The 14,215-nt window shown below is 56.7% G+C and carries 10 protein-coding genes; 8 read left to right on the forward strand and 2 right to left on the reverse strand.

Going from position 1 to position 14,215, the window contains the following annotated elements; genetic code table 11:
• The first annotated feature begins 10 nt into the window (after positions 1 to 10).
• From CR155_RS05110 to CR155_RS05140, 7 genes are all read left to right on the forward strand, one after another.
• A complete protein-coding gene (locus CR155_RS05110) occupies positions 11 to 1,837 on the forward strand; it encodes a sodium:solute symporter family protein (protein ID WP_102068918.1) in 1,827 nt (608 codons plus the stop codon).
• Between the two features lie 82 nt (positions 1,838 to 1,919).
• The gene (locus CR155_RS05115) at positions 1,920 to 3,434 is read left to right on the forward strand and encodes a putative nucleotidyltransferase substrate binding domain-containing protein (protein ID WP_102068919.1); all 1,515 of its coding nucleotides are present in this window, start codon (positions 1,920 to 1,922) and stop codon (positions 3,432 to 3,434) included.
• Positions 3,435 to 3,446: 12 nt separating this feature from the next.
• On the forward strand, positions 3,447 to 3,977 hold the full coding sequence (locus CR155_RS05120) for a hypothetical protein (protein WP_102068920.1): 531 nt from the start codon (positions 3,447 to 3,449) through the stop codon (positions 3,975 to 3,977).
• Positions 3,978 to 4,024: 47 nt separating this feature from the next.
• Complete coding sequence (locus tag CR155_RS05125) at positions 4,025 to 5,935, forward strand: 3'-5' exonuclease (RefSeq protein ID WP_102068921.1); 1,911 nt, start codon at positions 4,025 to 4,027, stop codon at positions 5,933 to 5,935.
• Positions 5,936 to 5,999: 64 nt separating this feature from the next.
• Complete coding sequence (locus CR155_RS05130) at positions 6,000 to 7,037, forward strand: diacylglycerol/lipid kinase family protein (RefSeq protein ID WP_102068922.1); 1,038 nt, start codon at positions 6,000 to 6,002, stop codon at positions 7,035 to 7,037.
• Positions 7,034 to 7,909, forward strand: coding sequence for a metallophosphoesterase family protein (locus CR155_RS05135; protein WP_102068923.1), 876 nt, complete (start codon positions 7,034 to 7,036; stop codon positions 7,907 to 7,909). Before CR155_RS05130 ends, CR155_RS05135 begins: the two co-directional genes overlap by 4 nt.
• Positions 7,910 to 7,941: 32 nt before the next feature.
• Complete coding sequence (locus CR155_RS05140) at positions 7,942 to 8,619, forward strand: carbonic anhydrase (protein WP_102068924.1); 678 nt, start codon at positions 7,942 to 7,944, stop codon at positions 8,617 to 8,619.
• Positions 8,620 to 8,629: 10 nt separating this feature from the next.
• On the opposite strand, the gene CR155_RS21265 is transcribed toward CR155_RS05140, so the two are convergent.
• Entirely contained in the window at positions 8,630 to 9,976 is a 1,347-nt protein-coding gene (locus CR155_RS21265; RefSeq protein WP_102068925.1) for a flagellin N-terminal helical domain-containing protein, read from the reverse strand.
• Positions 9,977 to 10,121: 145 nt separating this feature from the next.
• Here CR155_RS21265 and CR155_RS05150 point away from each other — a divergent pair, with 145 nt between their 5' ends.
• Positions 10,122 to 10,928, forward strand: coding sequence for a phosphatase PAP2 family protein (locus tag CR155_RS05150; protein ID WP_199171682.1), 807 nt, complete (start codon positions 10,122 to 10,124; stop codon positions 10,926 to 10,928).
• A 137-nt stretch (positions 10,929 to 11,065) separates the two neighbouring features.
• Here the strand turns inward: CR155_RS05150 and CR155_RS05155 are convergent, their stop codons facing one another.
• Positions 11,066 to 14,215, reverse strand: a complete 3,150-nt coding sequence (locus CR155_RS05155; RefSeq protein WP_102068927.1) for an error-prone DNA polymerase — start codon at positions 14,213 to 14,215, stop codon at positions 11,066 to 11,068.

Here is a 14,215-nt window from a genome sequence, read left to right on the forward strand (position 1 = left end):
GGAAGCCAAAATGGATCAATTCACGCTCAACCTTATTTTCGTCGGTGCTACGTTCGCCCTTTATGTCGGCATCGCCGTGTGGGCCCGTGCCGCCACGACGTCCGAGTTCTATGCAGCAGGTCAAGGCGTACACCCGGTCCTGAATGGCATGGCGACCGGTGCCGACTGGATGTCGGCAGCTTCGTTTATTTCCATGGCCGGCATTATTGCCCTTTCTCCAGCCGGAGGGTATACGCAATCCGCCTTCCTGATGGGATGGACAGGCGGCTACGTATTGCTGGCATTATTACTTGCGCCCTACTTACGTAAATTCGGCCGCTTCACGGTTCCCGAGTTCATTGGCGATCGCTTTTACTCCAAGGGTGCAAGACTGCTTGCCGTACTCTGCCTGATCATCATCTCGATTACCTATGTGATCGGGCAGATGCGCGGTGTGGGCGTCACGTTCTCACGCTTTCTTGAAGTGTCGACCGACGTCGGGCTTTACATTGGTGCGGCCATCGTATTCGTGTACGCCGTGTTCGGCGGCATGAAAGGCATCACCTATACCCAGGTGGCGCAATATGTCGTGCTTATCATTGCCTATACCGTCCCGGCCGTATTCATCTCTCTCCAGCTGACCGGCAACTTCATGCCCCAGCTTGGACTGATTGGGGACTATGCACCAACAGGTGGTCAGCATACGTTACTGGCCAAACTGGACATGGTCGTGACTGAGCTGGGCTTTACAGCCTATACAGCCGACTCCGGCAACCGGCTGAACATGTTCCTGTTCACCATGTCGCTCATGATCGGAACGGCAGGTCTGCCACACGTCATCATTCGTTTCTTCACTGTTCCAAAAGTTGCCGACGCACGCTCGTCTGCCGGCTGGGCTCTGGTATTCATTGCCTTGCTCTACACGGTGGCACCCGCAGTCGGCTCAATGGCCCGTTTGAATCTGACTACCACGATGTGGCCTTCGGCGATCTCCAGCACGGCGCTTTCAGGCCCTGCCCTTTCTCGTGCCGACATCGACAGCAAACCCGAACTATCCTGGATCCGCACATGGGAAAACACCGGTCTGCTAGACATGGAAGACAAGAATGGCGACGGTCTTATCCAGTACTATAACGACAAGGCTCCCGCCGATCATCCGATCACGAAGGCAGCAGCCGAACAAGGCTGGAAAGGCAACGAACTGGTCAAGATCGATAACGACATCATGGTGCTTGCCAATCCAGAAATCGCAGCCTTGCCAGGCTGGGTGATCGCTTTGGTAGCGGCAGGCGCGTTGGCAGCGGCGTTATCCACCGCAGCGGGTTTGCTGCTGGCCATTTCATCGGCCATCTCGCATGACTTGATCAAAGGCTCCATTAAGCCGGACATCACGGAAAAAGGAGAGCTGCAAGCCGCCCGCATTTCCATGACCTTCGCTATTGTACTGGCCACGTGGCTGGGCCTGAATCCTCCGGGGTTTGCAGCGCAGGTTGTCGCCCTCGCCTTCGGTCTGGCAGCAGCAACCATCTTCCCGGCCCTGATGATGGGCATCTTCTCCAAGCGCATCAACAAAGAAGGCGCCATTGCCGGCATGTTGCTGGGTCTGGTGTTTACAGCAAGCTACATCTTCGTCTACAAGGGTTGGTTCTTTATACCCGGCACCAATAATCTGGCCGATATTCCCGCCAATTATTTCTTCGGAATTTCACCGCTGTCCATCGGCGCAGTTGGCGCTTTGGTGAATTTCATTGCCGCCTACGTCGTATCTTCCGTAACCGCTGCACCACCTGCTCATATTCAGCATTTGGTTGAGTCCATCCGCGTTCCCAAAGGGTCGGGCACTGCTGTACAGCACTAAGTAGTAAATGAATACGCCGGGCGGGAAACCGCTCGGCGCTTTTTTCTCTACCAATCACCTAAACAACGCCGAAACATGCTAAATGGACGAACATAAAACGGCCCTGACCGGCCCACTGCATACCGTCCATTCCAAAGATATTCTCAAACGTGAGGCGCTTGCGCCTGCCGCCAGGGCACTGCTGAGCCACGCATACACCGCCCACGACCTGATCACCCGCGCACCACTGTCCTGCACACCAGAAACGACAGCCGGGGAAGCCGCGCGGACGATGCGTGACGCCCATGTCTCATCGCTCGGAGTCGTCGAAACTGGCGGCAAACTCGTCGGCCTCATCACCATACGCGACCTGGTCAGCCGGGTTCTGGCTGAAGGACGCAGCCCCGATACGCCTGTACGGGACATCATGACGCCGGACCCCATCACGCTGCCCTCGTCGGCCTTGGGTGTGGACATTCTCAATTTCATGCTCAGGAACAAAGTCGGCCACCTTCCCATCAGCAACGATGGCAAGCTCGATGGCATGATCACCCAGACCGATCTGATACGGGTCAATGCCACCAACGCCGCAACCCTGGTACATGAAATTACCGTTGCGCAAGATGTACCGACCATGATTGTCGCCACCAGCAGCATTCCCGATCTGCTCGTCAAATTGGTCGCCGGACATCAAGGCCATGAAGTCGTTACACGGTTCATTACCGATATTGCCGATGCGGTAACACGTCGTTTGCTGATGCTGGCCGAACAGGAACTCGGTCCGGCACCGGTTCCATACCTCTGGCTTGCCTGCGGCAGCCAAGGTCGCCAAGAGCAAACCGGACTGTCCGACCAGGACAATTGCCTTTTTCTGGACGACGCCGTCTCGACCGCCGATATGACGTATTTTGAACGGCTGGCCCGCATTGTTTCCGATGGCCTGAACGCAAGCGGCTATGTTTACTGCCCGGGCGACATGATGGCCACGAATTCACGCTGGCGCCAGCCTGTAAGAATCTGGCGCCAGTACTTCCATAGCTGGGCGGCCAAACCGAATCCCGAGGCGCAAATGCTGGCGTCTGTCATGTTCGACCTGCGGCCCGTAGGCGGCACAATCGGGCTGCACAAGACCTTGCAAGTCGAAACACTCAAGGCAGCGTCGGAAAATTCCATTTTCGTTGCACACATGATCGCAAACAGTCTTAAACATAGACCCGCACTGGGATTCATACGACAATTTTCCACTGTTCGATCTGGAACTTACCGCAACCATATCGATATGAAACTCAATGGGGTCATCCCAATTACCGACCTGGCACGTATCTATGCCTTGCAGGCACGCCTGCCTGAAGTCAATACGCGGGCGCGATTGTTGGCTGCGGGACAGGCAGGAATTATCTCGGCTTCAGGAGCCCACGACCTAGTCCAGGCCTACGATCTGATCGCCCGACTTCGACTTGAACACCAGGCCCGCCTCATCAGGTCTGGTGATAAACCCAACAACTACCTCGATCCTGTAGAGCTTTCCAATTTCCAACGTAACCATCTGCGCAATGCCTTTATGGTGGTACGAACCATGCAGTCGGCTCTGGGTCAAGGCAAAAGCGCATTAACATGACGAGAAAAACATATGTGGGTTGATTTACTTTCAATGCTGGCAACCGCCGTCCTGGCGGCATGCCTGGTATTCATACTGGGACGTTTCTTGCGCAAATCAAAGCGCAAGCTGCCCCGCTGGGCAATGCCCGCTGCCATGGGCTGCTCTATGATCGCGTTTTCAATCTGGAGCGAATACTCCTGGTTCACGCGCATGCAGGCGGCCCTGCCGCAAAATGTGGTGGTACTCAGCACTGGCGAACGCAGTGCTCCATGGGCGCCATGGACCTACGCCGCTCCCGTCACCATACGTTTCATCGCCATGGACACTCACGCTATTTCGCGGTCCGAGCAAAAACCACAGCTGGTCAAGGGCCATCTTTTATTGGTAGAGCGCTGGCAACCTACGCGCACAGTCGCCGTAGCCTTTGACTGTGCCGCCCATTTGCGCGCCGATTTGATGGGCAATGCCACGCTTGCCGCCGACGGAGTCCTGAGCGGCGCACAATGGCAGGCCGTTGCTCCCACCGAGCCCGCTTTACGAGCCGCCTGCAAGTCGACATGAATGCGAGTGCCATGGCTGCTGAATCGACCTGATCGCTTAGTGTAGTAATGAAAAACCGCCCCAGTCTTAGATTCACGATATTCCTGATTTTCACGGCGCTGGCTGCGGGCAGCATCGTTGCCCTGGCTGCAGGCCTTTACTTTGGCTTCCATAAGCAGGATCAGGCCGGCTCGCCGGATGCCGTCATCATCGGCGGTTTCTTGGCCGGCACTACCATCGTTGGCCTCATAACCTGGACGTGGCTTCTGTTTGACGACAATATCGCCAAACCCATTGAACGCCTGGCGGGTCACCTGCGCACGCGCACCCATAGCTCGGTGACCACGCCAATAGACCCCGGCCCCTCTCGTTATTTGGGTGATCTAGCCACCGCGGCGCAAGACCTTGCCCAGACTCTCCATGACACCCGACAGTCCCTGGCCGCCTCCACAGCCCGCGAAACGGCCGGGCTGGCTTATGAGAAAGCCCTGCTTGAAACGCTGCTTACCGACATTTCCGCAGGGGTTCTGATGTGCTCGGCGTCTCATCAGCTGGTCTTCTACAACGGGCGGGCCGCAAGCCTGATCGGCGGCCTGGACGCGGACGCCACGCCTGGCCTCAACCGGTCCTTGTTCGATTACCTTCATCCGCCCCCCGTACTGGCCGGCTATGCGCGGCTGCGGTCAACCGGGGACGCCGACGCCGCATCGGATATTCTCTGTGCTACACAGACCACCGGGACGACACTGCTGGCCCGTATGCGGCTCCTGCCTGTCCACGAGCAAGGGGCAACCCCCGGCTATATGATGACGCTTCATAACAATGCGGCCTTCTCCTTCGAAAGCGGAGACGATCCACTTGTTTCTTCCGATCCCCACTCCCTATGGATGATCCATGCCAGCGACCTGGCGGGTGCGTTGCAGGCACAACTGAACGCAACCGGGTTTGGATTACGGTATAGCGCGCCCCACATCATCCTGCGTTGCAACGGGTTTCAAGTCGTCGCCTTGCTCGATGCGTTGACCCGGCATGTGGCATCTCGCGGATCAGACCTGTCGCTGGACATCAAACCTGAAGGATCAGGTGCCTCGATCAGTCTTAACTGGAAAGGCCTGCCCTTGCCGCAGCATGAAGTCGAGCAACTTTTGTCTTCCGATCTGGCTACCTACCCGGCCACGATTCCCATCCAGGCGGTGCTTGACGGCCATGCCGCCTCGCTCGAAAGCGGTGTGCAACCGCCTGACCGTGCCAGCTTGAGCGTGACGATTTCAGAGGCCCGCCTGGCACAGCCCCGCGCGCCAGCGATTTCGCAAGGACTGGTGTATGACTTTGAATTATTGCTCAAGACGCCCAAAACTGAGCTATCTTCAAGCCATATCGAAGATCTGACCTACGTTGTATTCGACACGGAAACCACCGGGCTCAGGCCCGACCAGGGAGATGAAATCGTTCAAATCGCCGCGGTGCGAATCGTTAATGGCCGCAGGGTTCACAAAGAGGTATTCAACACACTGGTCAACCCGCGCCGGGCCATCCCGACATCGTCGACCAATGTGCATGGCATTACGGATTACATGGTTGCCTCGGCACCTACGATTGAAGAGGTCGGACGCAAGTTCCATCAATTTATCAAGGGAGCCGTGCTGGTCGCTCACAATGCGCCATTCGATATGGCTTTCCTGCGCCGGTACGAACAATCCATGGGCTGCCAGTTCGATAATCCGGTACTCGATACTGTCTTGCTATCGGCGCTTGTATTCGGCCAAAGCGACAGCCACAGCCTGGACTCACTCAGTCATCGCCTTGGTATTACGATTACCGAAGAAGCCCGGCATACAGCCATTGGCGATGCCAGCGCGACTGCCGATGTCTTCCTGAAGCTGATCCCCGCCTTGAAGGCACGGGGACTGGAAACGTTTGGTGATGTATTGGCCGAGGTGCGCAAGCACAGCCGTTTGCTGAAGGACTTAAACGGCTAAAATCAAATCCCACCGGTACTATCAAGCTGTATTGTCCCATCGCTTCACTATTCCGAGGCCATCCGTGCTTGATCATTTGTCCATATCCGACGCCCCTCTCTATTTCATCGTCAATAGTGCTTCGGGGCGTCAGGCGTCCAGCGCGACCGAACAAGCCATTGACTCCGCCATGCGTTCCGCGGGGCGCGACTACCGTATATTCGTTGTCGAGAACACAAATGGCCTGAAGGCCATCGTACGTCAGGCCGTTGATGCCGCCAAGGAAAACAGCGGGGTAGCCGTCGCGGTAGGCGGAGACGGTACGATCAACGCCGTGGCAACGGCCGCACTTGCCAGTCGCTGTTTGTTCGGTGCTGTTCCACAAGGCACGTTCAACTATTTTGGACGCACGCATGGCATTCCTGAAGACATAGAATCGGCGCTCTCGGACCTATTGCACGGACAACCCGTAGCCGTGCAGGTCGGGCTGGTGAATGACCGAATCTTTCTCGTCAACGCCAGCGTAGGCTTGTATCCTGAACTGCTAGAAGACCGGGAAGTATTCAAGCAGCGCTATGGTCGAAGTCGACTTGTTGCCGTATGGTCGGCCCTGGTCACGGCACTGGGCGACCATCGATACCTGGACATGACCCTGGATCAGGATGGTAAACGGATATACCTTCGAACGACCACGCTGTTCATTGGCAATAATCGCCTCCAACTCGAGCAGGTCGGCATCGAACAGGCAGAGTCGCTGAAACACGGTCAGCTCGCCGCGATCGCAGTAAACCCCGTCGGGACAATGCCCTTGCTTTGGCTCGCCGCGCGCGGCGCCTTGGGAAAGCTTGGCAACGCCGAACATGTTACTGGCTTCAGTTTCCATACCCTGACCGTTGTCCCACGTGGCTTGTTTCGCAGCAAGTCCGTCGCACGCCGTGCCGAACGTCCGGTTACCGTCGAACATTCGCGCAGGCGTCGCATCAAGGTCGCCGTAGATGGTGAAATCATATGGCTACAGTCGCCGCTCGAGTTTCGCGTGGCACCGGAGCCGTTGATGCTGGTCAAGCGTGCCCAAGAAGTGGAGTCCGATGGTTCACACCGAATGCAAGGCGTAGCGGCATGAGGGTGGTGTTGCATATATCTGATCTTCATTTTGGCACCGAACGGCCGCTGGTCGTCAAAGCGCTGGAACGCCTCACCCATGTTCAGGCGCCTGATATCGTCATTTTATCGGGCGACATCACGCAACGCGCACGCAAGATGGAGTTCGCCGCGGCCGGCGCCTTCATGGATCGCCTTGCAGTTCCCGCCCGACTTGTCATAGCCGGAAATCACGATATCCCGCTATTTGACGTCGCCACCCGACTCCTGCATCCCTACTGGCGCTACAAGAGAGTCTTTGGTTCCGAGCTTGAGCCTATCCATGAAACACCCGAGCTGCTTGTTATTGGCGTGCGAACAACACGTCGTTACCGACATATTGAAGGGGAGGTCTCGGCCTCACAGATTGAACGTGTTGCGCAGCGCTTGCGGCAGGCCGGGCAGAAGCAATTGCGCATTGTTGTCACACATCAACCCGTCCATGTCACGCACGCCGTCGATCAAGAGCATTTGCTGCGTGGCCATGAACAGGCGATTCGCAGCTGGACAGACGCCGGAGTTGATTTGATACTGGGCGGCCACATCCACCGACCTTTCATTCGTGGATTGCATGACCACTTTGCCGATCTGCGGCGACCGGTCTGGGCTGTGCAAGCCGGAACGGCAGTGTCATCCCGTATTCGCCATGATTCAAACAACTCAGTGAATCTTATCCGTCATGCTTTCGAAGACATGCCTCGCTACTGCGAGATCGAACGCTGGGACTATGAAGACACATCGGATGAATTCAAAATTCTGGAGCGCAAGACAATACCTCATCCGCTGACGTCTACACTTGATTGGGCGAGTAGCGGGTCCTCATCGACGGATAGGCGTCAGTTCCGCGCGCGGTAAAATTTCGAATTCTCATACAAAAAGGAGTAAACGTGTTTCCAACAAGGCTGACCAGCGGTTACCAATCGTTCTTGAACGGACGGCTCTCTCGCGAACGCGAGCGTTACGAAGAGCTGGCCAAATTGGGACAGCACCCCGAGATCATGGTCATAGGCTGTGGCGACTCCCGTGTCGCCCCCGAGACAATCTTCGATGCAGACCCCGGTGAAATTTTTGTAATACGCAATATTGCCAATATTGTCCCGCCGTGCGAACCTGACACGGAAACGTCGTTTCACGGTACCAGTGCCGCCATTGAATTCGGCGTGAACGCGCTGAAAGTCAAACATATCGTGGTGCTGGGCCATGCAAGCTGCGGTGGCGTCGCGGCATATGCCAATAATGCCGCGCCGTTGACTCAACGCGATTTCATCGGAAAATGGATGTCGCAGATTGCACCCGTGGCCGAGCGCGTCGGTCCAGCCACCGAGGACCGGCAAGAATGGATCAGAAAACTTGAATGGGGCGTCGTCGAGTACAGCCTCGAAAACTTGATGACATTTACTGCCGTGCGCGACGCGGTCGAAAATGGAACGCTCACCTTGCACGGCGCTTACTTCGGCGTCGGCACCGGTCTGCTTTTCATACGGGATCCAATCACCGGACGATTTTCGCCATACAGCGAAGACAGCGAAGACAGCGAAGACAGCGAAGACAGCGGATCATTCTGATCGACAATCGCTACGACAATAGTGAAAGCACCTGCCGGGGAAACTGGTTCGCCTGCGCAAGCAAGGCAGTCGCCGCCTGCTGAAGGATCTGGCTGCGCGTCATAGCGGCAATTTCGCTTGCGTAGTCTGCATCTTCGATGCGCGATCTTGCCTGCGATAGCGCCACCACGGCGTTCCCGCTTCCGGCCATGATGGCCGACAGCCGATTTTGCACCGCAGCAAGATAACCACGGTAATCATTCAGTTTGGAAAGTGCCGCGTCGATCTTCTTCAGCGGTTCATCCGTGACCGGCGTCCGCCGAAGGATTTGGATGGCATTGGCGCCTGGGCCGCTGAGCTTGAATGGCGTTCCATCGCGCGCAAACGTCTTATCCTGGAACTCGTAATAAAGCACCACCTTGCCGTCGGCGGTCATGCCGCTCTTGGCGATGATGGTCGGATCGGTCACAATCGTTGCTGACACCACGCCATTATCGGGATCAATATAAGTGCTGCGTTGGTGGGACGTAATGACCAGCGTCGCAGTGCCGGCCGCGAAGTCCAATTGAAGAGAGCTGTCTTCCTCGATCATGTAATGCTCGCCAAACTTGGCAATGACGTATCCTTGCACTTCGTCACCGCTGATTGGATCAATGACGCGATGAATGGTGACCTCTTGCGGCGTGGTCCCATAATAGGCGGCCGCTTCATCCAGGTTGAGTACAGTGTTCCAGTGCGTGACGCCATTGATCTGAAGCTTATAGGCGCCGGCATTATCGGCTGTCCCGGCCACAATGCTCTGTAATGGCGGCCCCAAAGGCAACGGATTACCGTCCTCTACGACTCGAAAAGGAAAAAGGCCATTATCAAGTCCCAGCGTTTCCAGGTTCAGGGCCTTGAGTGAAAACGGAAAGGTATCGGCTTGTGTTCCATTTGGCCCCACTTGCATCGAAAGTGTCCTGGATTCGTTCAACAGGCCGATGCCGTTGAAAATCGAATCTCGGGAAATAGCTTCGATGTGAGCCAGGTTGCTATCGATCTCGCTCTGGATGGTTTGCAGGTTTTCTTCGACCATCGTACCGTTTCCGGCCTGGACAACCAATTCGCGGACCCGTTGAAGGGCATCGTTCATGCCTGACACGCCTGCTTCAGCCGTCTGTGCCAGACTCAGGGCATCCATCGAGTTTCGTTGAGCCTGGCCGTAGCCACGGATCTGGCTGGTCATGCGATTGGCAATAGCCAGTCCAGCCGCGTCATCCTTGGCCGAGTTGATGCGTAGGCCCGAAGAGAGGCGCTCTATGCTGGTCGATAAGGCCCCGGTGGACGAACGTAAGTGTTGCTGGGCGAGCAAGGAAGAAGTGTTGGTATAAATCTGCATGACGTAAGGGTTAACGGCGTTTGACGGCCATACCTTTACGACTGTTACACGCTCAATTGTAAGCTCCAGGGAGTTCGGCCTCAGTTAAGATCAGAAAAACTACGCTGAAGCATTGCTCCCGCCAGGCGTGAAGAAGAAGTCACTCTTGGACTCAACCGTCTCGATCGACAAGGAGAATTCATTGCTACGTAAAGACCCCGTGAAAATGATCAAACAGGGCTTCGAATGGCTTCGACGTCGCGAATTGATAATGCTCATCGCTGCCGCTTCGGTCTTTGCCGCCCTATGGGCTTTCCTTGAACTTGCCGACGAGGTGAACGAGCAAGAAACCATGGAGATCGACAAAATGATCCTGATTGCGTTGCGCAATCCCGCTGATTATTCAGATCCCCTCGGACCGGGCTGGATAGAAGAAATGTTTCGCGACTTTACCGCCCTGGGCAGCTTTGGCGTGCTGGTGCTCATCACAGTGGCCACTTGCGTCTATTTGCTATTGCTCAATCGCGGGCGTACGGCTTTGTTTGCAATAGCCGCCATCAGCGGCGGCTGGTTGGTCAGCCACTCGCTTAAAATCGCTTATGACAGATCCAGACCTGATCTGGTCCCGCACGAGGCTATCGTCTATACCGCCAGTTTCCCCAGCGGTCACGCCATGATGTCGGCGGTCACCTATCTGACCCTCGCTGCGCTACTGAGTCGAGCCATTTCACCATGGCGGCTCAAGGTTTTTTTCCTGGCTTCGGCATTATTCCTGACGATACTGGTAGGCGCAAGCCGTGTGTACCTGGGCGTACATTGGCCGACCGACGTCGTGGCAGGATGGACCTTGGGTGCAGCATGGGCCGGGCTATGCTGGCTTATCGAGCGTTGGCTGCAACAAAAGGGAGTCGTCGAGCCGGCGCCGCAGCTTTTGAGTGCCGATGAAACCCTGCCGCGCCGATCAGGGCGGTAGTCCTGGGTCACAGCCATATCCGGATGAATGATTTGGGTACCCTTGGGTAGCTGCATGGGGTCGATGGACGAAGTCGGCGTACCAATAAGCTTTTGGCGCTTCGACGCACCGCAATCATCATTTCGTGCCTTGGCCGTCTAATGAAAATCACGGCTTGAGGTTTCCAGTTCACCCAATAATGGCGTTAAATCAACCAAGTGGCCCACAATAAGATGCTGCACGCCACTTTGCGACTGCCAGGTTCCATAGGCACCCAGAAGCCTGGATGTCAGCAGTTCCTTTCGTTGGCGCTCGATGATTTGCGGTCGGACCACCAAATTGACATGACCCGATTCATCTTCGAGCGTCACAAAGACCACGCCTTTGGATGTTCCAGGCCGCTGGCGTACGGTGACGATACCGCAGGCGCGCACCAGCCGGCGATCGGGTTGCCCGCGCAACTGCGCCGATGAAGAAAAACGCATGGCTGTCAGTTTGTCGCGCAGAAGCGCTAATGGGTGCCGCCCCAGTGTCAGGCCCAAGCTGCGATAGTCTGCTGTCAGCGCCTGGCCTTCGCTGAGTAATGGCAACTGCGGCGTGCCCTGCTCATGGATCTGGGCTTCTTTCAGCAGGCCGCGCTCGGGTGTGCTGACGACGGATTCCCATAGCGCTGCGCGCCGATGGCCGGCCATCAACTGCAACGCATTGCCGGCAGCCAGACTGTTCAAATCGTGTCGGTTCAAATCGGCGCGCTTGGCCATGTCGGCGACTGAGTCGAACGGTTGCACGGCACGCGCTTCTTCAATACGCCAGGCACTTTCCCTGTGCATGCCCTTCAGCTGATTCAGGCCCAGGCGTACGGCTGGGCGCATGCCTGCTGTTGATTCAAGCTGCGCTTCCCAGTTGCTGATTGTTGCGTCGACCGGCAGTATCGTGACGCCGTGGCGCCTGGCGTCCTGCACCAGCACAGAGGGAGAATAAAAGCCCATAGGCTGACTATTCAGAAGCGCCATCAGGAAGGCTTCGGGCTCGTGGCGTTTAAGCCAGCAGCTTGCATAAGCCAGCAAAGCAAAACTGGCGGCATGGCTTTCTGGAAAACCATACTCCCCGAATCCCTGTATCTGCTTGAAGATCTGTTCCGCAAACTCTTGCTCATAACCGCGGCTGACCATGCCGTTGATGATCTTGTCGTAGAACTTACCCAGGCCGCCCTTGCGCCGCCAAGCCGCCATCGAGCGGCGCAATTCATCGGCTTCGCCGGCCGTAAAGCCAGCCGCCAGCATGGCCACTTGCATGACCTGTTCCTGGAAAATGGGTATGCCTAGGGTACGTTCCAGCGCTTTGCGCACTTCGCCACTGGGGTATTCCACATCTTCAAGACCTTGCCGGCGCCGCAAATAAGGATGGACCATGCCGCCTTGGATCGGACCGGGTCGGACGATAGCCACTTCGATGACCAGGTCATAGAACTGACGCGGACGCATGCGCGGCAGCATGGTCATTTGCGCACGCGACTCAATCTGAAATGTACCAATGGTGTCGGCTTCGCAAATCATGTCATAGGTGTCGCTGTCTTCGGCCGGAATGTCCTGCAATTCAAAGGGCTCGTCGCGTCGCTGCGAAACGCCTTCGAGGGCCCGTCGGATCACGCTGAGCATTCCCAGCGCGAGGATGTCGATTTTCAGGAGGCCTACGGCGTCGATATCGTCTTTATCCCATTGGACGACACTGCGATCGGCCATGGCGGCATTTTCTATGGGAACCAGGCGGCATAAAGGTCCGCGCGATATGACAAAACCGCCGGGATGCTGCGACAAGTGCCGGGGAAATCCCATGAGGCGCTCGGCCAGGATGATCCATTGCCGGGCGGCAGCCGACTCCGGATCAAGACCGCATTCGGCCATGCGGGCCGCCAGATTGTTTCGCCCGTCCCAGTAATGGTAGGACTTGGCCACCGCGTCGACGATCATGGGATCGATACCCAGCGCCTTGCCCGTATCGCGGATTGTGCTTTTCACCCGGTAGGTAATGACAACGGCCGTGAGCGCGGCGCGGTCCCGGCCGTATTTCTCGTAGATGTACTGGATAACCTCTTCGCGCCGCTGATGCTCGAAGTCGACGTCGATATCGGGCGGCTCGTTACGTTCCTTGCTGATGAAGCGTTCGAACAGATTGTTGCCACGTGCCGGATCCACTTCGGTGATACCCAGGCAATAGCACACCGCGCTATTGGCCGCGGAGCCGCGTCCTTGGCAGAGTATTTGACGGCCACGGGCAAACTTCACAATATCGTAGACCGTCAAAAAATAGGGTTCATACTTGAGTTCGCCGATGAGCGCCAGTTCATGCTCTATCTGTTCCTGGACGCTGCGTGGTATGCCTTTGGGAAAACGCCGATGTGCACCGGTGTAGGTCTCTTGACGCAAGTAGGCTTCTGGCGTCAGGCCTTCCGGACATATTTCATCCGGGTACTCATATTTCAGCTCATCAAGATTGAAGGGACATTGTGTGGCCACCTCCAGCGTTTCTTCCAGCGCTTCGCGCGGATAAAGGTTGGCCAGGCGCAATCGCGCCCTGAGATGGTGTTCAGCATTGGGTGCACGCTGGAAGCCGCATTCCTGTACCGACATACCCAGGCGTACGGCCGTGAGCGTATCGTGCAGAGGCTTGCGTGATCTCAGATGCATCTCGACCTGGCCCGTCGCAACAACGCGTATGCCCACGTGACGGGCGGCCGCCAGCACGGCGGCCTTATGGCGCTCGTCCTGGGCACGATGCAAGAGCGTCAACGACATCCAGCAGCGGCCCGCAAAGATGGCGGCTGCCCATTCAGCCTGGGCGACCAGCCGTTCAAAAGGCACGCCGTATTCGGGCACCAGCAGCACCACGCATTCGGGCAGGCCCTTCAAATGAAGAAGACGCGGATCGACCGGACTTTCGATATCCGAGGGCGATAGCAGGTACTCTCCTTTTGGAGCCCGACGCCGGCCCAGGGTTATGAATTCACACAAGTTGCCATAACCGCGGCGTGTTTGAGCCAGCACAACCAGCGATACGACGACATCGCCTGCCGCATTGCGCAGCATAAAACTGGATCCGATCAAGAGCGGTAATTTTTGTTTCTTGGCTTCGACATGGGCCCGCACAACACCCGCGACCGAGCATTCATCGGTAATGGCGATTGCGCTATAACCCAGTTCAGCGGCACGTTCCACCAACTCCTCAGGGTGCGAGGCGCCACGCAGGAATGTGTAATTCGTCAGGCAATGAAGTTCGCCATAGGGTGGCAAAATGGATGATGTATACAT

The organism is Pollutimonas nitritireducens (genome assembly GCF_002849615.1).
GTDB lineage: Bacteria > Pseudomonadota > Gammaproteobacteria > Burkholderiales > Burkholderiaceae_B > Pollutimonas > Pollutimonas nitritireducens.